At 44.3% G+C, this 25,294-nt stretch carries 23 protein-coding genes and 6 tRNA genes; 25 read left to right on the top strand and 4 right to left on the bottom strand.

Annotated features, from left to right (window positions below):
• Nucleotides 1-255 precede the first annotated feature (255 nt).
• Both M3194_RS20995 and M3194_RS20990 read left to right on the top strand, forming a co-directional pair.
• On the top strand, nt 256-1,086 hold the full coding sequence (locus M3194_RS20995; RefSeq protein WP_251656040.1) for a PPK2 family polyphosphate kinase: 831 nt from the start codon (nt 256-258) through the stop codon (nt 1,084-1,086).
• Nucleotides 1,087-1,457: 371 nt separating this feature from the next.
• Entirely contained in the window at nt 1,458-1,994 is a 537-nt protein-coding gene (locus M3194_RS20990) for a P-loop nucleotide/nucleoside kinase family protein (RefSeq protein ID WP_251656039.1), read from the top strand.
• 71 nt (nt 1,995-2,065) lie between these two features.
• On the opposite strand, the gene M3194_RS20985 is transcribed toward M3194_RS20990, so the two are convergent.
• The 3 genes from M3194_RS20985 to M3194_RS20975 all read right to left on the bottom strand — a co-directional run bounded on the left by M3194_RS20985 (nt 2,066) and on the right by M3194_RS20975 (nt 3,334).
• Nucleotides 2,066-2,482 carry a VOC family protein gene (locus M3194_RS20985; protein WP_251656038.1) on the bottom strand — a complete coding sequence of 139 codons (417 nt, stop codon included), beginning with the start codon at nt 2,480-2,482 and terminating at the stop codon, nt 2,066-2,068.
• A 367-nt stretch (nt 2,483-2,849) separates the two neighbouring features.
• Nucleotides 2,850-3,146 (bottom strand): hypothetical protein, encoded by a 297-nt coding sequence (locus tag M3194_RS20980; RefSeq protein ID WP_251656037.1) that lies wholly within the window; start codon nt 3,144-3,146, stop codon nt 2,850-2,852.
• A 20-nt stretch (nt 3,147-3,166) separates the two neighbouring features.
• On the bottom strand, nt 3,167-3,334 hold the full coding sequence (locus M3194_RS20975; RefSeq protein ID WP_251656036.1) for a hypothetical protein: 168 nt from the start codon (nt 3,332-3,334) through the stop codon (nt 3,167-3,169).
• Nucleotides 3,335-3,644: 310 nt separating this feature from the next.
• Between M3194_RS20975 and M3194_RS20970 the strand changes: the two genes are divergently transcribed.
• From M3194_RS20970 to M3194_RS20875, 20 genes are all read left to right on the top strand, one after another.
• Nucleotides 3,645-4,619 carry a hypothetical protein gene (locus M3194_RS20970; RefSeq protein WP_251656035.1) on the top strand — a complete coding sequence of 325 codons (975 nt, stop codon included), beginning with the start codon at nt 3,645-3,647 and terminating at the stop codon, nt 4,617-4,619.
• The gene (locus tag M3194_RS20965; RefSeq protein ID WP_251656034.1) at nt 4,616-7,648 is read left to right on the top strand and encodes a DEAD/DEAH box helicase; all 3,033 of its coding nucleotides are present in this window, start codon (nt 4,616-4,618) and stop codon (nt 7,646-7,648) included. Before M3194_RS20970 ends, M3194_RS20965 begins: the two co-directional genes overlap by 4 nt.
• 389 nt (nt 7,649-8,037) lie before the next feature.
• Nucleotides 8,038-8,532, top strand: coding sequence for a DUF6756 family protein (locus M3194_RS20960; protein WP_251656033.1), 495 nt, complete (start codon nt 8,038-8,040; stop codon nt 8,530-8,532).
• Between the two features lie 74 nt (nt 8,533-8,606).
• Nucleotides 8,607-9,101, top strand: a complete 495-nt coding sequence (locus M3194_RS20955; RefSeq protein ID WP_251656210.1) for an SMI1/KNR4 family protein — start codon at nt 8,607-8,609, stop codon at nt 9,099-9,101.
• A 62-nt stretch (nt 9,102-9,163) separates the two neighbouring features.
• Complete coding sequence (locus tag M3194_RS20950; RefSeq protein ID WP_251656209.1) at nt 9,164-9,640, top strand: hypothetical protein; 477 nt, start codon at nt 9,164-9,166, stop codon at nt 9,638-9,640.
• 1,261 nt (nt 9,641-10,901) lie between these two features.
• Entirely contained in the window at nt 10,902-11,744 is an 843-nt protein-coding gene (locus M3194_RS20945) for a stalk domain-containing protein (protein ID WP_251656032.1), read from the top strand.
• Between the two features lie 618 nt (nt 11,745-12,362).
• The gene (locus tag M3194_RS20940) at nt 12,363-12,788 is read left to right on the top strand and encodes a PH domain-containing protein (RefSeq protein ID WP_251656031.1); all 426 of its coding nucleotides are present in this window, start codon (nt 12,363-12,365) and stop codon (nt 12,786-12,788) included.
• Between the two features lie 551 nt (nt 12,789-13,339).
• On the top strand, nt 13,340-14,296 hold the full coding sequence (gene msrA, locus M3194_RS20935) for a peptide-methionine (S)-S-oxide reductase MsrA (RefSeq protein WP_251656030.1): 957 nt from the start codon (nt 13,340-13,342) through the stop codon (nt 14,294-14,296).
• Nucleotides 14,297-14,434: 138 nt separating this feature from the next.
• Entirely contained in the window at nt 14,435-15,433 is a 999-nt protein-coding gene (locus M3194_RS20930) for a phosphotransferase enzyme family protein (RefSeq protein ID WP_251656029.1), read from the top strand.
• Between the two features lie 134 nt (nt 15,434-15,567).
• Entirely contained in the window at nt 15,568-15,762 is a 195-nt protein-coding gene (locus M3194_RS20925) for a hypothetical protein (RefSeq protein WP_251656028.1), read from the top strand.
• Nucleotides 15,763-16,357: 595 nt separating this feature from the next.
• A complete protein-coding gene (gene murB / locus M3194_RS20920; RefSeq protein ID WP_285889420.1) occupies nt 16,358-17,275 on the top strand; it encodes a UDP-N-acetylmuramate dehydrogenase in 918 nt (305 codons plus the stop codon).
• Nucleotides 17,276-18,411: 1,136 nt separating this feature from the next.
• Nucleotides 18,412-18,488, top strand: a tRNA-Glu gene (locus M3194_RS20915).
• Between the two features lie 5 nt (nt 18,489-18,493).
• Nucleotides 18,494-18,569, top strand: a tRNA-Phe gene (locus M3194_RS20910).
• A 2-nt stretch (nt 18,570-18,571) separates the two neighbouring features.
• Nucleotides 18,572-18,646: transfer RNA gene (locus M3194_RS20905), tRNA-His, on the top strand.
• Nucleotides 18,647-18,650: 4 nt separating this feature from the next.
• Nucleotides 18,651-18,724: transfer RNA gene (locus tag M3194_RS20900), tRNA-Gln, on the top strand.
• A gap of 95 nt (nt 18,725-18,819) precedes the next feature.
• Nucleotides 18,820-18,894 (top strand) — tRNA-Lys (locus M3194_RS20895).
• 90 nt (nt 18,895-18,984) lie between these two features.
• Nucleotides 18,985-19,061, top strand: a tRNA-Pro gene (locus M3194_RS20890).
• 51 nt (nt 19,062-19,112) lie between these two features.
• Nucleotides 19,113-19,295: a hypothetical protein gene (locus tag M3194_RS20885; RefSeq protein WP_251656027.1), complete on the top strand. Its 183-nt coding sequence runs from the start codon at nt 19,113-19,115 to the stop codon at nt 19,293-19,295.
• A 170-nt stretch (nt 19,296-19,465) separates the two neighbouring features.
• Nucleotides 19,466-20,149 (top strand): ribonuclease H-like YkuK family protein, encoded by a 684-nt coding sequence (locus M3194_RS20880; protein ID WP_251656026.1) that lies wholly within the window; start codon nt 19,466-19,468, stop codon nt 20,147-20,149.
• 375 nt (nt 20,150-20,524) lie between these two features.
• Nucleotides 20,525-21,100 carry a hypothetical protein gene (locus M3194_RS20875; protein WP_251656025.1) on the top strand — a complete coding sequence of 192 codons (576 nt, stop codon included), beginning with the start codon at nt 20,525-20,527 and terminating at the stop codon, nt 21,098-21,100.
• A gap of 89 nt (nt 21,101-21,189) precedes the next feature.
• Here M3194_RS20875 and M3194_RS20870 read toward each other — a convergent pair whose 3' ends face one another.
• Entirely contained in the window at nt 21,190-21,459 is a 270-nt protein-coding gene (locus M3194_RS20870; RefSeq protein WP_251656024.1) for a hypothetical protein, read from the bottom strand.
• A gap of 354 nt (nt 21,460-21,813) precedes the next feature.
• Here M3194_RS20870 and M3194_RS20865 point away from each other — a divergent pair, with 354 nt between their 5' ends.
• The 3 genes from M3194_RS20865 (at nt 21,814) to M3194_RS20855 (ending at nt 24,896) form a co-directional block, all read left to right on the top strand.
• Nucleotides 21,814-22,563 (top strand): isoprenyl transferase, encoded by a 750-nt coding sequence (locus M3194_RS20865; protein ID WP_251656023.1) that lies wholly within the window; start codon nt 21,814-21,816, stop codon nt 22,561-22,563.
• Between the two features lie 368 nt (nt 22,564-22,931).
• Nucleotides 22,932-24,032 carry a Gfo/Idh/MocA family protein gene (locus M3194_RS20860; RefSeq protein WP_251656022.1) on the top strand — a complete coding sequence of 367 codons (1,101 nt, stop codon included), beginning with the start codon at nt 22,932-22,934 and terminating at the stop codon, nt 24,030-24,032.
• Nucleotides 24,033-24,593: 561 nt separating this feature from the next.
• Nucleotides 24,594-24,896, top strand: a complete 303-nt coding sequence (locus M3194_RS20855; protein ID WP_251656021.1) for a hypothetical protein — start codon at nt 24,594-24,596, stop codon at nt 24,894-24,896.
• Nucleotides 24,897-25,294: the final 398 nt, after the last annotated feature.

Genomic DNA, 25,294 nt, shown 5'->3' with positions numbered 1-25,294 from the left:
CAGCGGCGTGACGCTAAAGATCAGAGGGAAAGTAGAAATATTCATTAAAATCCGCGAATTGCGCGGATTTTTTGTTTTTAGGATGATAACAACCCGCAGAATACCTACGACCAGATTGTGGGATAATGATCTATAAAAAATGCATCCACAAGGATTCATTTTCAAGGTTATTCGGAAAACTAATCGAATTGCAGGGTTTTGATGCTAACGTCTCGAATATTTCCCGAGAATTAAGAGTGTCTGAGGAGGTGTCCCATGTTGAAAAACTATAGGCTGACCAAAGCAGTCAAACGCGGGTTGAGCCATTTCGATCCGAACGATACAGGCGGCTTTGTAAGCAAAGAAGAGATTCAAGATGAGTTTGAACACATGGAACGGAAGCTTCGCAATCTGCAGGAAAAGTTGTTTGCCTCGAAGACGAATGCCGTGCTCGTGTTGTTCCAAGGGATGGATTGCAGCGGGAAGGACGGCGTCATCAAGAAGGTACTTTCCAATCTGAATCCCCAGGGCTTTCGAGCGGAGAGCTTTAAGAAACCGACACTTGAAGAGTCTGCTCATGACTTCTTATGGAGAACGCATAAGGTTGTCCCTGCCAAAGGCCATATTTCCGCATTTAATCGTTCTTATTATGAAGAGGTGTTAATTACCCGGGTGCACGGCTTGATAAAGGACGAGGAAGCATCAATTCGGATGAAGCATATACGTCATTTCGAGAAGCTTCTAACGAATAATGGCGTCTTGCTGATCAAAATTTTCCTGCATATTTCGCCTGAATTTCAGCTCGAGAAAATCCGCGAACGGCTGAGCAACCCGGAGAAGCTATGGAAATTCGATCCAAGCGATCTGAGCGAGCGGCAATACTGGAATTCATACATTGAGGCATACGAAGATGCCTTCCGGTGTACGGCAACCAATCATGCTCCGTGGCATATCGTCCCGGCCAATGAACGATGGTTCCGCGATTACTTGGTGCTCCGGATTATCTTAAGTTCCCTGGAGAAGTTGGAGCTCTCATATCCAGAGCCGGACATCGAGACACAAAAGCTACTGGAGCAACTTCAAGTTAACGACCCCTTGTCCAAATAGTTGGAGGGCTTGGAAAATCAATACGCTGACGGGAACGATAGATCGATATATACAGAGGCAGCCGGAAAACGGCTGCCTTTTGATTTAAGACAGTTTTCCATCTTGTGATAGAATATGGAAGATTAATTAATGGTGATTTCTGGGTGCGGTACACGGTATTACGAGCGTTTCGATCGGTTTGTTTTCACTAATAGCGTGCTCTCAGTAACCCGGCCATAGCCGTTCATTTTGCCCTTTGGGGGCTTGAAAACACAGGAAATCAACAGGGTTGATTCATGATTTAATGAAATATTCATTAGTGCTAACCGTAAGCGATAGTGCATTCGCGGTTACCTCGGAGCAACGGGGCCACTTAACTATGGGAGAAGTCTATGTCAAAAATCATTTTATTTAGAGGGAAGTCTGCAACTGGAAAATCAACATTATCGAATGAGATCAGTAGGAGACTGAAGTTGGTCGTACTGCATAAGGACGATCTTTATGATGCATCTGCTTGTGTTGTCCAAGAACATAGTTCAAGAAACAAATTATGCTTTGACTTCCTATTTAGACTGTTACAAACAGTAATTGACTCCGATGCAAGCATCATTCTTGATTTCGGTTTTAATAATAATGACGATGTACTGGGTTTAGACCAATGGGTGAAGGAAAAAGGGGGAGAGTTAAAGATCATTCATTGTATATGTAGTGATGAAACAATTTGGTCAAAACGTCTGGTTGAACGTAGTGAAAATCCCTTGCCAAATCAATTAATTACGAATTTATCCGATCTAAACGAATATTACAGAAATTTACCAACCTTTTTTCTCGAAAATGAATTGGTCCTGGATACGGTTAATGAATTAGAATCACTGATTGACCAAGCCGAGAAGTTTATCCTTGCGGGTCCTGAAAGAATGAATATCTGAGTCTAATGAAAAAGAGATGGCGTCACAAGACACCATCCCTGCGTATGATGAAACGAACAATCTCAAAATCCTTATCCCTGCGGGATCGCACTTTCATCCATAAAGCCGATTTCCCATTGATGACCGTCTAGGTCCAGGAAGCTTCTCTGATACATGAAGCCGAGATCTTGTGTATCTTTTGCAATATTGCCACCTGCTTCAACTGCGCTGTTAACTAACTTGTCCACTTTTTCGCGGCTCTCGACCATCAATGCAATTAAGACTTCGGTCGTTTTGGATGCATCGGAAATCTCTTTGTTGGTGAAGGTCTTAAAATATTCTTCAACCAACAACATAGCGTTAATATTTTCTCCGATGACCATACAGGTTGCTTTGTCGTCAGTAAAGTTTGGGTTGAATTCAAAACCTACCGCGGTGAAAAACTCCATGGATTTCTGCAGGTCTTTTACTGGAAAATTAACAAACATACTTTTGGCTGTTTCTGCCATTCCGATCACCTCAAGTACACAGTAGCATTATGATAAATTAAATGTCAAATCATTTGGAATATTGTTGTACCTTGAGTGTTTCTAGTGCTAACTCGCCATTTTTCTAAAAGTTTTAGACAGTCTAATAGAAGGGGAATATCACAAGAGTATGCAGCATTGGTGAATCAGAAAGTGGTAAGTCACGGATACCTTGCTGCGTAAAGCTGTCGTACGACAAGAGCATCAACACAACGGAAGTCGTCAGCCAGAGACAAGAACCTCTGTTAGTAAAACAACGATTAGTTTGTCCAGTTTGATCCGTTGGAGAACGTACGGCCGAATTTTTAGGAGTTCGGGTTCGCGGGTGGAATAGCTGGTATAATAGAGTTTAAGAATACATAACGATGTAACCGGGAGTAAACGGATTATGGAATTGGACTACATGCTGGATGACGGAGCGTGGCGGCTGCTGCTGGAGGGTGTCGCCGCGCGCTTTGACGAACTGACAATCATACGGGGGTTTCAATACTATAAACAGGGACGGGTCGAGGAACTGGCGCTCCGCGATGACGGCGTGCATGTGGACGCGCGCGTCAAGGATAACCGAATGTACGACGTCGCCGTCGATCTGAATGATCTTGCGGCGAGCGAATGCGCCTGCTCCGCAAACCGCGCCTGCACGCACATGGCCGCTGCCCTGATGCGCTACGCGGAGCTGTGCGGCCGGCCAATCCAGTCGCTTGCTAACGCGCGGAGTGCCTTGAAGAGCACGTCCCCCGGCAGCAAGCCTGGCACGGCGTCGGACAACGGACGCGGCGGTACCCGCGCCGGCACCGAAGGAGCAGCCGCGAAAATGCCATTTCCGGCTGGCAACGTTGGCGAAGACGCGAATTACAGCGCTGCACCGACGGCCCCTCGTCCCGACCGGCCGATCTTAACGGAGGGGGAGTTGACCGAGCTCCCCGTGGTCAAATGGCATGAGCGGTTCCAGGCGCGCCGAGGACCGGCTCACCTGCACCTCCGCACGGCGCAGGAGGCAGGCGAGCTGCTCGCCGACCTGCAGGCGATGCGGCCCGCGCTGCCATGGGCGCTGGAGCAATTGTTCACGCTCCATGCTCTGCTGTTCGTGATGGAGCGGATAGTCAAGCCGGACCATACGGACTGGCGCCAATCGGGCCTGTTCATGGGTTACCATACTCAGCTCGCGCTGGACGGGTTGCGCGGCCAGGCGCTGAGCCTGCTAGAGGACAAGCTGGCGCTGGCAGGCGACAGTTCGGCGTACTGGGACCGGCTGATGGAGACGGCAGATTTCCTCCGAGAGCGCATGCTGACCGAGGATAAGACGCTTGGCTGCTTCGCGACGCTCTATGCTTCGCTGTGGCTGCAATGGCTCAGTCCTGGCTCGGCAGGAAATGCCTTGCTGTACGAGGAGGAACTGCGAAAGCTGGAGGCTGCGGAAGCGGAGCTCGGCCCGACCCTGTCGCGACAGCCGTGGACGCTGGCGCAATGCCTGCTTCTGCTCTACCTGGCGCGAGACTCGGAAGCGCTGGCGCTGCTCGCCCGTGGCGGGAGCAAGCTGATACTGAAGCCGGAGCATCTCGCGCCGCTGCTAAGCGTCCTAGAGCGGTCAAAGCAATGGGCGCGGCTGCGCGATTGGCTCGCGGAGACCGGCCCGCTGCTCGCCGGCTTACGCGGCGAAGAACTAGCTCTTTACGGTGACTATTGGGCGGCTGTCGTAACGCAGATGCCGGAGGCAGAGCCGGCGATGTGGCTTACGCTTCAAGCGATGCTGCCGTATTCGCGCACTATATATGAGGACGCGTTGGCGGCGCACGGCAGGTGGGATCGCTGGATAGACCTGCAGATGTGTATGGGCCAGGATCCGCTGTCGTTTCGCGTGACAGCGCTGAAGCCGGTCGAGAAGGAAGCGCCGGAGCTGCTGCTGCCTTTCTATCATCAAGCGGTGGAACGATACGTGCTGCAAAAGAACCGAGACGGCTATAAAGCGGCGACTAAGCTTCTGAAACGGCTTGCCAAGCTGTACGCGCGGCTGAAGCGTGACGAGCGATGGGAGCAGTTCCTCGCCTTGTTCGCGAGCAGGAACAGCCGGCTGCGGGCGCTGCAGGAAGAGCTGCGCAAAGGAGGATTGCTGTCATGAACGCATACGCCGATACGCTCACGATTCAAGCGAGCCTGACCGAACAGGGGGACGCCCTAATCTTCGGCGTGGACGCCTCCGGCTACGCGCCAGGGCTGCTCGTCAAACAGCGGCTGTTCGCGCGGCACGAGCCGTCGTATTACGGCACGGAGCTCGAGATCGAGAAGCTGCGGGACGAGCTGGAGCTCATCGTGCTGCCTGCGGAGATGGTCGTGCCGTTCTTCGCCGATCCCGGACTGCTGCCGATGCACATGACCTGGCGGCTCGAAGGCGACGCTGCACGGCTCGCCGCGCTTGCCCCGGCGCTGGAGCGCTGCGTCGCGGAGCGCAGGTTCATCCCGAGCTTCGAGGCCAACAAGTCCGGGAAGCTGAGGTGGACCTGGGAAGCAGAGGCACTCGACGCGAAGACCCGTTTGGAGCTTCGCGCGCTCAAGGACGAACCGGGCGGTTGGAATGATGAAGTCCATAACGCGGATGATTCGGACACTGCCTTTCAGGCCAGCCTTGCTGCCGCGTTCTCCGCGACTGTGTTTCAGCGCCATTACGGCACGGAAGAAGCCGCCGGGGATCTGCGACGGGACTTTCCGCTGCTGTTCGCCCGCGACCGAGCCGCGGTGACCGCGGGCCTAGATGAGCGCGGCTGGCTCGTTGCAGTCGGCTGGAAGGCTGACATGCTGCCGTTCCGGCCGCTCCTTCAATTGCTGGAGCCGGAGGACGCCGAAGCCGGCGGCTGGCACCTCGTGCTCCTGCTGCAAGATAAGCTTGATCCGGCGAAGCTCGCGCCAATTCGTTTGGCAGCGGACGGCGAAGCTTCCGGAACCTGGCCTTCCGGCTGGACGCCGCACGTTCGCGAGCGCTCCGCGGCCTGGCTTGCGCATCTGCGGGCAAGCCTGCCCGCGGACCGTCTGGCCGGCAGTCCCACGGATGTGCTGAACGCTCCGCTGTCGGATGACGACGCGTGGCGCTTCTTAACCGCGGCCAGCCAGCGCCTTTTGACCGCTGGCTGGCAGGTGCTGCTGCCCGCCTGGTGGGAAGAGGCGAGCCGCAAAAAGCCTCGCCTGCGCGCGAAGGTTCGCCCCGGCGAGGATGAAGGGAAAAGCTCGGGCGGGGGACGGTCCTACTTCGGCCTCGACGCGCTGATCGAATTCGACTGGCGCGTATCCATAGGAGACACGGACCTCAGCGAAGCAGAGTTCCGGGAGCTGGTTGCCCGCGGCGAGCGGCTCGTGCAGTTCCGCGGCCAATGGGTACCGCTTGATCCCGCCCTGCTGGCGCAGATCCGCAAGGCGATGGCTGGCGTCGATCCGCGGCGCGGTCTGTCCTTCCAGGACTTGCTTCAGCTTCAATTACGAAGTAATCGTGGCTTCTTCACGACGGCTGCAGCGGGCAAGGATGGGGAAGGCGGCGCAGCGGAGAATGGTGAGGACGACGGAGAGCTGGAGGTGGACGTCGAGCTCAATGCCCACCTGTCGACGCTCATGGGGCAGCTGACGCAGCAGACGGATTGGCCGTCAGTTCCCGTGCCCCAAGCGCTCCATGCGGAGCTGCGGAATTATCAGCGCGACGGCTTCTCGTGGCTTGCGTTTTTGCGCCGGTTTGGGCTCGGCGCCGTTCTGGCCGACGATATGGGACTAGGCAAGACGATTCAGTTCATCACGTATTTGCTGCACGTCGCCGAGGAAGCGGCCGCGAACGGAGAACGACGTCCAGCCCTGCTGATCTGCCCGACCTCGGTGCTCGGCAACTGGCAGAAGGAGGTTCGCCGCTTCGCGCCGTCGCTGCGCATCCTGCTCCACTATGGCGGCAAGCGGCTCGGCAGCGACGCGTTCTATGAGGAAGCTGCTAAATCCGATCTCGTACTGACCTCGTACGCGACGTCGACGCTGGACCAAGAGCTGCTCGGCAGTTATACGTGGTCGGCGATTTGCCTCGACGAGGCGCAGAACATCAAGAATGCCGGCACGAAGCAGGCCATGGCGGTCAAGAGCTTCCCCGCGCGACATCGCATCGCTCTTACGGGCACGCCGATCGAGAACAAGCTCGCAGAGCTGTGGTCGATCTATGATTTTACTAATCCGGGCTATCTTGGCACCGCACGAGTCTTCGCCGAGAGGTTTGGCCAAGCGATCGAACGCGAACGCGACGAGAAGCGGACGCAGGAGCTGCAACGGCTCGTGAAGCCGTTCATGCTCCGGCGCAAAAAGAAGGATCCGAACATTATGCTGGACTTGCCGGAGAAGAACGAGATGAAGACGTATATCCATCTCACCGGTGAGCAGAGCGCGCTTTACGAGCAGACCGTCAAGGAGCTGATGGACGAGGTCAAGAAGCTGGAAGGCATTCAGCGCAAAGGCGCGATCCTCTCCGCATTGACGCGGCTGAAGCAGCTATGCGACCATCCCGTGCTGTTCACGAAGGAAGCCGTGCCGGTGCCGGAGGACGAGCGCGAGGAAGCCGCCGAATCGGCGATGCTCATCGGAAGATCCGCGAAGCTGGAACGGCTGCTCGACCTCGTGAAGGAGCTGCGCGAGGAGGGCGAGCGCTGCCTGATCTTCACGCAGTACATCGGCATGGGCGAAATGCTGCAACGCGTGCTCGGCCGGGAGCTTGGTGAGCCCGTCCTGTACCTGCACGGCGGCTCCTCTAAGACGGCGCGCGACCGGATGATCGAGCAATTCCAATCCAGGGAGCTGCCTGCCGATGAGCAGCCGAACGTGTTCATCCTGTCGATCAAGGCAGGCGGAGTCGGGCTTAATCTGACTGCGGCGAACCACGTTTTCCATTTCGACCGCTGGTGGAACCCCGCCGTGGAGAACCAGGCGACGGACCGCGCCTACCGGATGGGCCAGACGCGCGACGTGCAGGTGCACAAGTTCATCTCGCTCGGCACGCTGGAGGAGCGGATCGACGAGATGCTCGAGAGCAAGCAGCAGCTGAGCGACGACGTTATCACGAGCTCGGAAGGCTGGATTACGGAGCTGTCGACGGACGCATTGCGCGACCTGTTCACGCTGCGGCGCGATTGGTAAGGAGGAAACGGCTGACGCAGGAAAGCAAGCCCTGTACGAGCCGCACGAGCGCTTTTCACTACGGTGATTAGTACGGTTATCTAATCAAAGCTTACAGCTCCTCCGTTGAAAAGATTCGCTTCAGTAATAAAGGAAGGTCTGCCGTTCAATGCAATTGATCCTTAGATCTTTATGCTAGCGGAGAAAAATGATTAAGAACAGTATGATAGCAGCCGTGCATGTGAACTGCACCTCCATTGTTAGTCGTGTCTAACAAATGGGGTGCAGTTCAATGAAGTACGGCTGCTTTTTGTTGAACGAAGGGCAGTTTAACGTAATGATTGACCCTTAAAGGTTACCTAGTTTGTGGTAAAATACAGGAAAAAGTGACAGACGGGGATGGTTTCAAAATGGACCACTTATCTATCCGAGATGAAATAGGAGCACTAATTAAATCACAAAAAAATCATGAGTACTTTACTGAAGTAAACAAGAATTGGTGGAAACCTGTTATCCAAAAAATAGAGGAGAGGTTCATTAAGAAACAATGCCATACAAATAGTTTGCATTGGGGTTGGTTGAGACTTAAGGAGCCACAGCATTTACTTAGACTTGTTGATCCATCGGAAAAATATATAGAGTACTTTGTTGGTGATGATAGGTTATGGTTTATTGTAGAGGACTATAAAGATAAAATGTGGCTATATGAAGGAGATACTAATTTCATAATAAAGAAGGTTATACCTCAACTTATGCATCTAAGGGAGTATTATTTAGTTTCCAAAAAATACGAATGGTTATTATGCGTTAGCCATCATGATATTGTGTATGGAACAGGTTTTGAGGTAGTAAATAAAATGAAACAATTTGAGCAAGAGAACTCAGAAGAAATTATTAGAGATTAATTGTTTTTGTGTTAAAGAACTAGGAGATTAAGCAATCGGGAAACGAGAGTAGAACAAGAGAGGAATGATGAGGTCTGAATGACATAGATGCCTTATTAAGACAAATAGCTAGCTCACCCCACTGTAAAGTTGAACCCGCAAAAGGTATACCAGAAACGGAAGGTAACAGCCTCCCAGCTGATCTAAAACATTTTTATGAACTTTGCGGCGGTATAAAGCTTTTTGATAACAAGGATTATGAATGCCATATCGTACCTCCTCTCGAGTTCGTATTATCTAATCCGGTCATTGTGGGAGAACAAGTTGAGGAAGACATTTCATCCAGTTGGTACATAGTGGCTCATGATGGAAATGGCGATTACATTTCAATTGATTTGCATCCGAATCGATTAGGAAAATGTTACGATAGTTTTTGGGATACACATGCAGTTGTGGGAGACTGTCCTGTAATAGCCAGAACATTCACTGAATTGCTTAATCGATTGGTTCAAAATAATGGTGAACATTGGTATTGGCTGAGAGAGGATTTTCAATCGCTCGGAGATGCTTATGATGACACTGGGCTTTAAGCTATCGGGAACTTTAGTTCAGAACAGTAAATGGCAGTGAATCGGCGGATCAGTTGCCAAAAGTGGGTGCAGGCTTGGAAATAAACAAAATGGAAGTAATAAAAATGAAAAGTAAATATTGCGACAATGAGCACTACTGTATAGTAGTTGACGGGAACCCTCTTGATTCTTTACTTCAATCTATTAATTCAGAGGAGGATTACGAAGGCTTGATCCCAACTATTTTAGATTGGATAGATGAACCTAGAGAAAAGTCTCTTGTCTTAAGTCGATATAGATCACCGGAACAGATTGTAATGCTCCCAATATTAATGTGTCCAGATGACTGTGATCTATGGTGTACTTTGGTTGTTGTAGAGGTTGTAAAAGAAGGCAGCTTCATCAAGTGGAACAGAATTGGATTAGACAGAAGTACTAGAGAGGAATTAATCAATGGCTATGAGTGCATAGGAACAAGAGTCGATTGGTTTGCCGATTTTCAAAGCATGACATTTAAACAAGATGAGTACTACGCTCAGCTAAAAAAGTTACTGCACTAACGGGATACGTAAGTTGAACTTTCGTTTCGTAAGCTAGGAGAGGTATTCGTGGATTTGGAACTAGGTAAACACTACAGGATCATTTTCTTGAATGGAACGAAGATAGTTGGTGAACTTACTTATATAAAACGGCAAGGTATTGAAATATATTCACTTTGGATTGATATAGGAAGACAACCTGTGTACATTTCTTATTGTGACGTTAAGGAGACTGTACAAATTGATAATTATGAAAATGAGTCAAGGCATTAAGCTATAGGAGAACATTAGTTTAAACAAAGACCGACAGTAGATCAGAGATCCGCAGCCGGTTTTTTGTTGAAGTAAAGGACAGGGTAGTTCCAATATGTGGTATTATCAATTCGGTATAAATATATATTGAACTATTTAAAAATTAAGGGAGTGAAAATCTGCTGAATACCCTGAACAAAAGTAAATCGCAAAAGGTTAGCTATTTTATTTTTAGTATTTTAGTAGGTTATTTTATTGTACCTTTATTACTCTTTTGTCTTTTAAGCTCATCAGATTCGGGTTTTATAGGTGAGTATAATTTGAGGAATGCTTTAATCTATGGATTCTCTGCGCTTGTATTAATGATTGTATTTTATTTAACCCTTAGAAGTTTGGCGAAAATTAACAAGAATCTTTCATACTATAGCATTGGTGTAGTTATCTTGACTATATAGTTAGTAACAGGGATTCAAATATACATAAGTCATTATTTTTTTATCTATAGAAAAAATCAGAAGGTGACTTAACTAGTTCAGAATTATTTGAACTGATCGATAAACTATCTTTATGAATCAAGTATTAAAGTAGAAACAAAAGATTTGAAATCTTTTATATTTTTTGGTTGGAGCAAAATCAAAAGGGTTATTGAGTGTACGCCTTATTAAATATGCGAGAAAGTTAACTTTATTAGATATATTTCAGGAGAATATTAGATGAGCTCATTCCGGCACAGGAATTTCGAGATTCAACTAACGGGTAGTTTAGTCCCAATTAAAGGGAAATGGATTTTAATAACGAATAATACTGTAGATTGATATAAGGTGCTTATTAAGTGTGGGGAATTTCCTATGTGACTATGGCAATCTACTCTCATCTGTACATAGAAACTAAATGATAGACTGAAAAATAAAGATGAAGACTGAAGACTAGGAAACAAAGTTGTACCTGAGAAATTAAATTATTACACTGTTCATGCTCCATAAACTTACGCTAATCCGGTACACCATAAATCAACTGGGAAGTGATATTGTTGAAATCTTTAATCATTAAAGGGATATTAATTGCTATATTTTCTTTTCTTTATATGCCTTCAGAAACAACTTTCGCCTCCGATTCAAAGGAAACGTCCATAAGAATCATCGTTAATGAAACGGCCATCGTTTTTTGCGACGCGAAACCTTTCTATGATAAAAACGGCAGGGTGCAGGTTCCGCTCCGTTTTGTAAGTGAGGCGATGGGGGCCAAAGTACAATGGGACGGCATAACAAGGAAAGTAACTGTCACTTTAGGTGGGGATCAAATTGAATTGAGTATTGGCAAGCAGTCATACACCTTAAACGGACAGCAATTTCAAATGGATACTTCTTCAATAGTGAATGATGGTACAACGTTTGTACCGATTCGGTTTGTTGGCCAAGCTTTAGGAGCATTGGTAACCTTTGATACTTTGCATAATACGATACATATTGAAACTGCCAACCATGATGAAAACCATGAGCAAATATCTATAAATGAAGATGGGAAATCAATCTACAATGGATTTATAATTGATTTGGAACCAGACTCGAAGTTACTTGTAAGTAAAGGTCTCTACGATACTTATGGCAGCGAATATACGCTACTGAATATTGAGGTAACATTTAATAAAATGGATACCGATACAGACTACAAAAAGCAATATAAAGATGTCGAAGAGATCCTGTTGCAGAAGGTGGATTCAGAAGTAGTGGCCGCAGTGATGAAATATCTTAGTGCAAAGTCAACTGCTGAGGACGTGCTTCCCCCTAAAGAATTTAAGGATACTAATTATAAGGTTATTGTTTCGTCAAGAATGATAGATGACAATATAAACATTTTTGTTTTTAAGAATTAATTCTATTAGACCTGTTCCTAAACGAAACGACGATGTGATTCAACTAACGGAAGACGTTAGTTCAAATAAATGACTAGGAAAAGGCTGCCGGTACTGATCGGCAGCTTCTTTACGCTAAAAGGGTAGTTACCGCAACTATCCATATATTTGAATCGCAATAAGTTTGGAGGTGGTACCACTGTTTTACAACATGACTAAACGGTTATCGTATTTCATAATAATAATCGGAATAATGTTGATTATCTTCGGGTTGTGGCAATACATGCCAAGGTCAATATCATCAGAGACACCAGATAGTGTATTTATGTCAATAATTGCGAAAAGAGTAGCATTTCCTATTATGGGTCTCATATTAACTGTTATTGGTTATACGTTTTTGAAATTTGTTCGTGAAAATGAAGAACAAACGCAATTGCTTAGAAATGAGCTAATTCGGTTAACAAAAGTAGTTGAACAAATACAGAGGAAGCCATAACTTACAAATTACTCAGTAGCAAAAGCTACGCTAACGGCAGACGTTAAAAGAGGAGTTAGGAAGGGTACTTATAGAAGAAAGAGAATAGAACATGAGTCACTTATCATTTTCAATACAATTTTACAATATCTGGAGGTATTTTAATGGGGATTTTCAATGGTTTTTTAGGGAATTACTCTGAAGTTTCTGTACAAGAGTTGCAAAATCAATATGGGGCTTATCTGATGCCTGACGAGAAAATATTAATGGGCTTTAAGTTAGTACGAGATGCATTTGTGTTTACGGATGACAGGTTAATGCTTATTGATCATCAAGGTGTTACTGGCAAGAAAACAAGAGTAGCATCCATTAACTTGAATGCTATTTATGAAGTAACATTGGAAACTGGGGGAACTGGTTTTGACGATAGTGAAATTACCATTCATTATATTAGCTCACCATACTATAAAACGAACAATGTCCAAACCTCACATTATAAATTTGAATTTGGAAAGAAATTTAACGTTCAACCGATATATGTAACTTTACTGTCAATCGCTCATGAGAATAATAAACGTTTAAATGGATAACAAGTCGTATCAGGCCAACCAGAGAATTCTGGTTGGCCTTCTTTAAAGTGCACAGCTCCTTAGACATTTGACTCGGGTATTTCGCCGTAAAGTAATGGGTAGTTATGAAGAATATCTTATGTAAGTGAAGATGGGGGAGCTATGTGGAAGACGAATGGTTTTGCCCAGCGGTAAAAGCTCATGGCTTATGTTGGAAATATTTCTTCGCTGGACGTGGCGGACCCACAGATACTTCAGACAAATTACGAGAATGGATTAAACGAACGGGGGCTTTCAAGGATTTAGATGAATTCCAAGCGGTTTGCGAAGCTTGCGAGGATGTAAAACCGCTATTCTCATTGGGCACTTCTGCAATAGCGCGGACCCATCAATGCAAGTTGGCAAGAACTTGATCTCATTTCACACAGAACATACAATGTGTCTAATAAGTACGGCAGAAATAGTGGTATGAGAATGAGTCACTGCTATGTCGGGGTCAGAACCACAAAGCGACTCCTAGTACAGAATGGCCAAATCCTTCGATAATCTATATTGGTGGTGTATAAGTAATAATGGATAACTCAAATCAGAGGACAGAGATCGCTACATTTGCAGGAGGCTGTTTCTGGTGCATGGTGCAGCCGTTCGACAAACTTCCCGGGATTGTTTCTGTTGTTTCCGGTTATACAGGTGGGCATACCATAAATCCGACTTACGAAGAAGTCGGTACGGAAACGACAGGACATGTCGAAGCTGTTCAAATTGCATTTCAGCCTGAGTTGTTTCCTTATGAGCGACTGCTTGATATTTATTGGCAGCTAATTGATCCCACTGATCACGGCGGACAATTCGGGGACCGTGGCTCATCATACCGAACTGCGATATTTGTACATAATGAAGCACAGCGAAAGAAGGCAGAATCCTCTAAGCAAGCATTGAAGAAGAGCAAACGATTCAAGAAGCCTATTTTGACCGAGATCATACCTGCGATGCAATTCTTTCCTGCAGAGGATGTGCATCAGGATTATTACAATACGCACCGAAGATCCTACAATTTGTATCATGACGGCAGCGGACGAAAAGAATTCTTCGAACGAAGTTGGAATACGAAGAAAGACAAGGATCAACTGCGACAGCAGTTAACGGAGCTGCAATATAACGTTACGCAGAATAGGGAGACAGAGCCTGCGTTTCAGAACACATATTGGAATAACGAACGTGAGGGGCTTTATGTCGATGTCATAAACGGCGATCCGTTGTTCAGCTCCAGAGACAAGTACGATGCGAGAACCGGCTGGCCGACCTTCTCAAAGCCCATCGAAGAGGGCTGGATTCGAAAAGAACCCGATCTAAGTAACGGTAAGGTCCGAACGGCGCTTTGCGGTCGAATATCCAAATCGTTTTTGGGCCACTTAGTCCAAGATAGTAACCAGCCTCAATACCGCATCAATTCCGCTTCTTTACGCTTTATTCCGGTAGAACAATTGGAGACGGAAGGGTATGGCCGCTATGTGCCCTATTTTACATAAACAACATCAAACAAGTACGCAAAACGACCATTGTCGGACGACAAGAACATATATACAACGAAATTTAATGAGGATATTGATCTAACGAGAGCCAAGAGATGAATATACATCTCCATTTAATCGTTGAAAGGATAGCACATGACTAAAGAATTAAATGAGCATTGGGCAGCGGAGATCGCGGCGCATCTTAGGGATCGGTTCGGACTATCCGTAAGAGAAATAGTGCCTATCCATAAGGGCTGGCTCAATGTGAAGTGGAAGATGGTAACCGGTGATGAACCGATATTTGTGAAGTATTACCATCCGGATCGCTACAAGCTGCATACGCATCCTGAAAGAAGAAGTGCAATCGAGAAGACACTTCAATTACAGCAAGGGTTGAGCATAGCCGGAATACCATGCCCAGGGGTTTATTCATACAACGCGCAGTTCATTCAGGAAACTCGATCGGGGTTATTTTATACGGTGCTTGATTGGGTGGATGGTCATAACGCTCAAGCAGGATACTTAAATTCAGCTCAAATGTATGAATTAGGCATGGCAACCGGGCGAATGCATAATTGGCTGCGATTCATTCCACCTTTGAATAAACCAGCTTGGAGGCCGGACAGAGAGGCCTATTTGCGTGAGTGGCAAGAGAATTGGGACAAGGCGCAAGAGGCGGGAGATCGAATAGTATGTGAGTGGCTTATACGTTCAGAGGCCATTGTGACTACATTGGATTTTCGTATATTCGATCCATGTCCGACCGGATGGTTGCATGGGGATTTATGGGTAGATAACCTATTGCTGCACGAGCACGGATTGGTTGGAATTGTTGATTTTGACCGTATGACGATGGCTTATCCGGAAATTGATGTGGCCCGTGCCATCTTATCAGGTTCATTGCGGGACGGTCAGATCCAGATAGAGTCTGCTCGAGCTTTTATGGATGGATACCGCAGCCATTCAGAAATTCCGGGAGGCGTGCTCACCCGGGCTATGCGCATGCTTTATTTGCTTGAATCAATTTGGTGGCTACGTACGGAGGTTCGTGCTGAAAGTGAACTTCGAGGATTACTAGGTCGGTTTATCCATGAAATTCATTGGGTCGAAAATAATTGGAGAACGCTTTCGGAGCAATTAGATTCATTGTGATCATTTCATTAACGGGAGATGTTAGTTGAGAACTAAATGGCAGCTGATCCGTGATTCTCCCGCTTTACTAATACAAAAGGGATATTCTCCAAATCCGTATTTGAAAGGCATGCAGGTTAATTACGCAGGAAGCGTTGATTTTAGCCGCGCATATTTTGAATGAACAACAAGGGAGCCAGGCAATTGTCTGGTTCCCAATTTTGCCGGGTGAGATTGGATTAGTATTGCTTGGAGGAGCTACTTTCGGCTTGCTTTTGTACATTGCAATTGGCATTTCAAATTTGAATAAAGCACAATCTTCATCTCCGAAAAGCGACAAAGAGTTGTAAGTGCTTTTTAAAGTGTTAAGCTTCCTCGAAATGATTAAATTTCCTCACTCAGACTCTCGTTGGGGAACTGAGTATGCATAAATAAATCTTATCTAACAGAACTAATCAATTCATGAAACCATTAATAAATAGATAATAAGGTTTGGCAATTGTATGGTGTATCGAATATAATATTAAGGCCCAAAACTAAATAAACTAAAAATGTTAGCTGCCTTTAAGGCGGCTTCATTTCATTAACGAGAAGGATATTTCAATAATATGGTAAGTTCAGTTATTAGTATCTTCCGCTTACTGAGCTCGTTCATGAGTGATAATGTAGAGTATAAAGGATTGTGGGGTAAGGCATAAGTTATTTCAAACTTTAGACGAATACAAAGGCTGATCATCCTTTCTTCACAAATAAGAGAGGCCTTGAGTATAAAGAAATAAAAAAGAGTAAATCAATTGCTTTGACGATTGTTCTTTAAAAGACGGCAGACGTCTGAAATTCTTCACTGATCTCGGAATTCCGCGCGTGCGCATATACATAAAGCATCCCCGTTGACCATACCTGTGGGAAGCTGGGGATTTTTCTAGAAATAAGGGAGAGAAAATAATGAATATGAAGCAAATCATACATCAGTTGATTCCACAAGCCACTGTCACATGCAACGAGTCGTTACAGCCTTACACGTACACCAGAACGGGAGGACCTGCGGAAATACTGATTAAACCAAGCACGTATGAAGACATCGAGAAAATCGTTATATTTGCATCCAGTCATAAAATCCCGCTTACGATTCTAGGGAATGGCTCTAATGTCATTGTAAGAGACGGGGGAATTAAAGGTATCGTTCTCCTATTAACAACCTTGCAGGAAATAAAGAAAGAAGATGATAAGATTATCGCTCAAGCCGGCGTGCCAATTATTGAGGTATCTCGCTACGCACTTGATCAAGGCTTAACTGGATTGGAGTTCTGCTGTGGTGTGCCCGGGACCGTAGGCGGTGCGATATTTATGAACGCCGGTTGTTATGGGGGGGAGATGAGGGATGTTGTAGAGAGCGTTCTCGTCATCAACTCAGAAGGAGTTCTTCAACGACTCACAAACGACATGCTGGAATTCGATTATCGGAAGAGTTGCATCTCCAAGCATAACTATATCGTGTTGGAAGCTGTATTTCAGCTGCGTCCAGGCATAAAGTTAGAGATTGAACGGAAAATGGAGGAGCTAACCCGTCTAAGGGAAGAAAAGCAACCTCTTGAATTCCCGTCATGTGGAAGTGTATTCAAACGTCCTCCTGGCCATTTTGCAGGGCAATTGATTCAAGAAAGTGGTTTGAAAGGGGAAATGATCGGCGGTGTGCAGGTATCGACTAAGCATGCCGGCTTTATGGTTAACGTGAATGAAGGTACAGCAACAGACTATATCCGGTTAATCGAACGGGTTAAAACGAAGGTGCACGAGAAATTTAATATATCGTTAGAGCCAGAGGTTAGAATTATCGGAGAGTCATTGGAAGAACAAATTTGATATTCATCGCTTAGAAATACGAGAGGGATTTAATAATAAATTATTTTCATCGTTGACGACAAGAAAATCAATGGTTTATTATGTCATTATCACAGAAGCGAGAAGAAAGGAGACGGTTGGAGATGATTAACAAACCAATTTATTCATTTGCGGAATTGGAACCACAGTGGAACTCTGATTTAGGTTGCCACTTTATTTCCTGTAATCATATGCACCATCCGTCATCAGATCCTTTCTTTGAGGGAATGTAGTTTCCTGATTAACTGCAGGAATACGTATATATCCTTCGGACGATAGGGCTGCTGCGGCAGTCTTTTTTTGTCTCGATAGTTTGTCTGTATCGAGCAGAAAAAGGCTAGAAGCTAGGTAGCCCTTATTATTTTTTAACTAATGAAAGTTAATCATTTGAAAAAATACAAAAAAGTGGTTGACAGAGGATTTTGAAGGTGTTATCCTGAGTAACATCAAGAGGCAAACAAAATTTCGTTTAGAAAGGAAGGTGTAGGGACATGAAAAAGTTTTTCGAACAGCTCCAATCAATCTTTAATCCAATGGCGTTATCAAATAATGAGCTCAAACCGTGGGACGGCATTCAATATTCCTATCACCAACTTCATAAACGAAGTCTTTGCATACGCTTAGGACGATCCAACAGGTTGTGTTTCACATCCTAGCTGGCGGTCAGTCTATATAGTGATTATGTGAAGACTACTTGTTGCCAAGTGGTCTTTTTCTATGCCTGAATGGCAATAGGAAAGGATCTAGGTAGAGCAGTCTTTTTTTTATCCATGAATGCGAATGTATGTTTGCAATTATGAAGAATCCCAATGGCTGCTTTAAGAGATGCAGGATTTAACAATTGAAAGGGAAAGGGTGAAGAAAATGAAAAGTCTGGACATTGCAGTTCAACCGAAAAAACAATGGTTCAATCATCAAGAGAGAATTACGGTGCTCTTTAGTTTCTTATACCCAATAACCCTTTTAGAGGTAGTCGATACACGTTTCATCGAATGAATCCACCGGAAAGTTAAATGGTAGGTTATTTCGAGACATTATTGAAACGTTTATGGGCTACCAAGTTTCCGGCCATTCCATCTTAAGCTGATGGATTCCGGTGATAAGGCAGCTTTTTTTATGGCGCATTCGGCAAGTGGTTAAGCCACAGGACTTTCACTCCTGCATTCGTCGGGTTCGAATCCCACATGCGTCACCAAATTCGGTTGGATAGCTCAGCAGGTAGAGCGATGGCTTGAAAAGCCATGCGTCAGTGGTTTGATTCCACTTCCAACCACCATGGAGGTCATGGCGAAATGGCCAAGGCGACGGGTTGTGGCCCCGTTATCGCCGGTTCGATTCCGGTTGATCTCCCCAATATTGCCCCTTAGCCAAGCGGTAAGGCAGCGGTCTTTGACTCCGCGATCTCAGGTTCGAGTCCTGAAGGGGTAGCCAACCCACAGCTGTGATTGGAATGCAGACAGATCGCACTTAAAACGCGATGTCCTTAGGACGTGAGGGTTCAAGTCCCTCCAGCTGCACCATCATACGGGCTCGTAGCTCAGCGGTAGAGCAACCGACTCTTAATCGGAAGGTCGAAGGTTCAATCCCTTCCGGGCCTACCAATATGGAATAGCTATGGATAGGAAGTATCAGATAGGCTGCTGATTGGGTAGCTGACAGATTAATGGGTAGCACCCAATCCTATCCGCCATAGGGATGTAGCTCAATTTGGGAGAGCACGTGGTTTGGGACCATGAGGTCGCAGGTTCAAGTCCTGTCATCCCTACCATAAATAATACCGAGAGAATCAAAAAAACATAAACAAAAAGGAGCTCATTTAATGGCAAAGAGTAATGCAAAGAAGAATAGAGAAAGACTGGTTAAGCAAGGAAAGCTCGATCCCTCAGTGCTGCGTGGCAGTTGGCACGGCGTTAACCACCAGATGAAAGTAATCCCAAATAAGAAGAAGAACGTCAAACCTCTAGATTATGATTACAATCGAGCCTACAATCTCCTTGCGTAGTAGCCCGGCAGGAAATAGGTACATGTAACGCTAGGCTGTTCGTTATTGTAAGTTGGATTGTAGTCGTAGCCGAGGAGTTTAGGCGATGATTACTTAAGAAATATTTTTCACTATGGAGCTATTGGTAAAAGAACTCGTATGTCTTCCTCCAGTATCGGGGCATAGTTCAGATGGCCGGTAACGGCGTGGGGGTTCAAATCCCTCTATCCCCACCAAAAACTCAAAATAGAAAGGAAGAAACCTACCTTGCGTTACAGGTGAACCTTATGAAAAGACCAAGAAAATTTGCATTGCTTCATGAAATGAAATTCCGGAATGTTTCCCATACGAATCTTCGTCTTGATGACGTGTTCGATCGTATCAAGGATTTTATGACCGCAGATCCCGGGAGAGCTTATAATCTATTCATTGGGACGGATGCACAAGTACACAGAGGCTATACGAAGTTTATCACTTCAATCACCATTCACCGGTTGGGAAATGGGGCATGGTTCTGCTACCGCCAAGTCATAATTCCAAGAGAGATCAAATCTCTGCAAGAGAAGCTCAGTAAGGAAACTCAGCTCAGCCAAGAAATCGCGGCGTATTTTGATGGTGCAAAGCGAGAAACACTCGAGGATATTGTGATCCCACACATCTACCATGGATCAAATTTTGAATTTTATGTAGATATCGATGCAGGTACCGATGAAGTGGAAAATAAAACATCGAAGTATGTGGCTGAGATGGTCGGGAGAGTGGAAGCAATGGGATTGTCTGCGCGGGTTAAGCCTGAAGCCGTAGGTGCTTCTGCCGTTTCTAATCGATATACCAAAACGCCGTATCGCGGTTCCGTCATGCCGGCATTTGGATGAACCGATAAACAACTTATTCTCATCCATATGGGGAATAGGTTGTTTTTCATTATGCGCAAAAAAATACCTTCTTCTATACCGATCAGGGAGCGGGTTCAATGTATTTAATAGGAGAGATTTCGGAATGGCTTCCGTTCTCCTGTAGATACTTTACACAATGGAAATGAAATAAGGAACTATCTAATATTGAGAACTGATTTTTTTATGGCTAGCTAATGTTTGATCTTCATATTTCGTTCCTCGTATAATAAATACATGAAGGCTTTAATCCACCCAATCTTTTGGAGTTGGCTCGGGATGATGACCAATCTACTAATCTATTAATAAGATTCGATTTATCGTATATAAATTACATAATATGGAGAGGGTAGTAAATTGAATAAAAAGACTGTAAGTATGACTGCTATTATTCTTACGTTCGGTTTGGTGTTTCTTTATCTTGTCCTTGGCTTATATAGATATGATAATTTGAATCAGACCCCAGTGAAAATAAATAGAATTACAGGTGAAACATGGCTTTTGAGTGATGCCGGTGTTTGGATGAACCATAATGCTATAGAGGAACAGAAGAAAGCAAATGAAGAAGCAGATGTAAAAATGAAGGATATTCCTAAAATATCTTTAATTCCACTTATTGAAAATCTAGATATCTATCCTACTGATAGTCAAAGCGTAAAGGCTAGAAAAGTCCAAAATAACATTATTTACGTTGGTGAAGGGGCAACGGCAACAATAGATGCTGCTGTACAAAAACTAGATATTTGGTGGGACAACTATAATATCGATACTATAAGGATAACAATAAACGGTCGGGATTTGGGAGCTAGTGAAACAACGATAGATGGAAATTATTTTTATTCGAATGTGGAATTCAATAGCGGTGTTAATCAAATTGTAATACAAACCTCTCGCGGCACATATAAGTATTTCGTCAAATATGATGACATATAGGAATCATCCAGGAGCAGCTTGCCACCAATGGCAGGTTGCTTTCTTTTTGTTGGGAAAGGCTACCCTATAGGCAAGTCTTATTTTTGTTTCTATAAAGCGTTTGCCACAATTGCACCCAATATAAAGGTCATCATGGCCACTCCAATCCATACGCCAAGGAACCGGTAGCGAACACCTTGCCGTCTGTAGTTAATGATGTTCACGATGCAATAAAGGACGATTGTGAAGAATATAGCTGATATGCCGATTTTGGCTGCCCGTTCAGGATTATCGAAAAGAAGGCAAAAGCCGATGATTACTGAAGTAATAAGAGCACCAAAGCCAGCAAAGCGGAAAGGGGATTTATTAGAAACCTGCATGATTATTTTCTCCTATCTTGTTATATGGGATAGACATAATTAGATTGATGTCGGATGACAAAAACATTGTAACATTGTCAAGCTATATAGATTGTTGCTTTTTTAATTTATGTTATCGATTCTTGTCAAAATGAAATGAAGAACATTGTAACAATCCCGAGAAGATCATTCATTGGCCAACTGCAGACAACAAAAGCAGTGACAGTTTTATTAGACTAAGTGGGCTATTGCTCAGCAACATGACAGTAGCGGAGCATTATGTACGGCTGTTTTTTGTTGTGCTAAGGGCAGCTGAGTTCCAATATGTGGTATTATTATATCTATTAAGCTAAGGCTTTTTAAGGAGGATTTAGCGTGAATTGGTTAAAATTGAAACGTGGAGTAAGAAATAACCTTAACAATAAAATAGACTGGAATGACAATATTCCGAAACACATTGCAATCATGATGGATGGGAATGGGCGATGGGCAAGCCGTAAGGGATTACCGAGGTCTGCTGGTCATTACGCTGGAATGCAAGCAATGCGTAAAACAATAAGCATATGTCATAAAATCGGAATCCATACTTTAACGTTATATGCTTTTTCAACCGAAAACTGGAAACGACCTAAAGATGAAGTTGAATATATTATTAGTTTGGTGAATGTATTTGCACAAGAGAAAAATATTCGTGACTTGATTGAGAACAACATAAGGGTCGATTTTATTGGAGATATATCTAAATTTCCTGAAGAAACGCAGCAAGCTATGAATAGTGTCTCAAATCAAACTCAGGGGAACACTGGACTCCAAGTTTTTTTTGCAATGAATTACGGAGGGAAAAGCGACATACTTCAAGCTGTAAAATTTATAGTGATCACAAAGAAGTCAGATGAAATAACCGAAGAGCTCTTTGAACAGTTTCTCTATACTAGACAAAATCCTTCTCCCGATCTGCTTATTAGAACAAGCGGGGAGAAAAGGCTAAGTAATTTTTTACTTTGGCAGTCCGCCTATTCAGAACTCTGGTTCACTAACGAAATGTGGCCAGACTTTAATGAGGAACTTCTATTTACTGCAATTTTGGATTATCAAAATCGAATGAAGAGAAGTAAAGTGTTATAAGCATCATTATAACAACCGTCCGCTGTCTCTCGATATAGTCCCACGAGTTGCATTAAAGAGAGAGAGGATTATATGAAAATCCTAAAAGAGTTTAGTAATGTAGCTATTTGGTTAATGCTCTTTCTTATTTTTTTGTTTTTTTTATTTTTAACTATTGCTTCAATAATCCTGGCTATCTATTCATTCCAGAGTGATATATAAAGCATGAATGGTTAGAACTAAGTGCAGCTTTGGTGAATTTGGGTTACCGTAATATAAATGAGGATTGGGATAACATGATCCATTAATGCTAAGTGTAGGCGGACGTTATAAGAAGTTAGGGACTCGATGTTAATCGAAGCTAATATTTGCTTAAGGCGGTGAAATTGATGGGAAAACCTATAAAATTCAGCATCATAGGCGGTGGAAGCTTCCGAGCACAATATTTTCTTAGAATTGCGCAGGCCCTTCCAGAGCAATTTTGCGTTAGCGGAATGGTAATTCGTGATGAAAGCAAAGGCAAGTACATGGAAGAGTTGTGGAAAGTGACTTCTTACCGGACGCTGGATCAGCTTTTGGCAAATGAACAACCGGACTTTGTTGTACTATCAATCCCTGCATCTGCCGCTATCGATTATATGCTGCAACTGGCAGAACGAGGAATTCCAGTACTTACGGAAACGCCGCCTGCACCTAACCTGGAAGGTTTATTGCAGCTGCACGAGAAGCTTACCCTTCAAGGCGCGCGAATTCAAGTCGCCGAACAATACCAGTATCATCCTATACAGGAAGCTCGACATGAGATTATTAAGTCCGGACAGTTAGGCAAGGTTAACCAAGTAACCGTATCTATATCTCATTTATATCATGCGGTTAGCTTAATTCGGAAAATGTTAGGAGTTCGATTTGAAGAAGTCACCATAAAGGGAATGAGGTTTGAGTCCGATTGGGTCGCGGGACCGAATCGGAGCGGTGAGCCTACAGAAGATAAATTAATTAAGTCAGAGAGAGATTTGGCTTGGCTGGATTTTGGCGGAAAGCTGGGGATTTATGATTTCACCAAGGATCAGCATCGTTCATGGACCCGTTCGAACCATTTATGCGTGCGGGGGGAGCGGGGAGAAATATTCGATAATCGGATTAGCATACAAGATCCTTCTTGCACGCAGATACAAATGGATTTAAAGCGAATCAATAAAGGTGAGTATGAGAACGCGGAAGGTTACTTCCTTAAAGGAATCATGGCTGGAGAACGATGGGTATACGAAAATCCCTGCATGCCTGCAAGGCTCTATGACGATGAAATTGCAATTGCAGTTTGTTTGAAAAAGATGGCGGTGTATGCCGAAGGAGGGCCTGGATTTTATGGTCTTCCGGAAGCTTCACAGGATCACTATATTGGACTGCTGATTGATCAGGCTATTAGAACGGGGGAGACAGTAGTATCCATTCGACAACCATGGGCCGATTTAAAATCACAATTTTCCTAAGTATACAGAACGACAGCAACCACACATTAGACAGCACCCCAAATGTTAGACATGACTAACAATGGAGGTGCTGTTTTTTAACTTATTACAGTAAATGTTCAATCTCTGCTAACCCATTTTATAGTGATCAGAATCACAAATTTCACAAAGTCATGAACCGATAAACTATGTAGGAGAACACAATACACAACCCGAATGAAACAACAGAGAGAGGTCTGTTCTGATTCCATGTCCTAAATCCATTAGCAATATACAATATTATAAGTGAACAAAGCGAGATATAAACATTTCTCCAAATGATTATCGATAGAAGTACAGCTAAAGCAGTTAAACAATATATAACTGTGAACCAAAGTGGATACTTCGAGAAGTATTTTTTTATCATCTTCTCCTCCATAATCTGTAATTTTGTAATTAACATAGCACATGAGCCCCAGATAAAATAGCCACCATCGATAATTTTTTCTTTTTCTTAATTAATAGTGGTTTATACTATGGTTATTGGTGAACTACAATAAATAAGAAGTCTAAAACATACTTCAAAATGAGGTAATGAGAGAAATGCAAACAAACGTATGGATTCCGATATCAAACATAAGCGACGCTGAAAAAATATGGAGCGGTACAAGGATAAGATTATTTAATGTTGGATTAAATGTGACAAATAAAGAGAACGACTATTATGATTATCTCGTATCGTACATCTACGATAATGATGATCTTCTGCAGTTAACGAACTTATCTCAAGGCAAAGCCGGGAATATTTTATGTGTGATTCCAAAAGATAAGCCAAATCATTATTCAATGGGTAAATCATTAAAGGAAATGGTGGGCTTAGAAAATACTTATGTGTGCTTTGAGTAGAAAGATATGAAAGAATATATTATCTCAAAATGCGTGGCCGATAATTAATTGCTCCCGCTTTTTGTAAGTGGTCCGAAGCTTAATTTAGTAATGTGATTCTATTTGAATGAAGGATGGTATCCGTGAAGAAAAACTTAGGAATACCCATTTATTTGCTTATCATCTCAGTCATTATAGCAAGACAAGCCATTATGGATTACCGCCATGATAGATTTGGGTTTACTTTAGGAGTTTTAGCTAACTTTTCCTTGCTGATTTTTTCGGCATTCCTTATTCTCTCGAATCGAAAAAAGACGATGGGCTAGTTGAAATAGATATAGTGGCTAGGAACGTTTATCGGGAATACTTGGAGAATTTAACTCAAAAATAAACCGCCTTCATGACGAAGGCGGTTTATT

This window comes from Paenibacillus glycanilyticus (assembly GCF_023715145.1).
Classification (GTDB): Bacteria; Bacillota; Bacilli; order Paenibacillales; family Paenibacillaceae; genus Pristimantibacillus; species Pristimantibacillus glycanilyticus_A.
The sequence above is the reverse complement of the archived record's forward strand: the minus strand, read 5'-3'. Positions and strand labels throughout refer to the sequence as shown.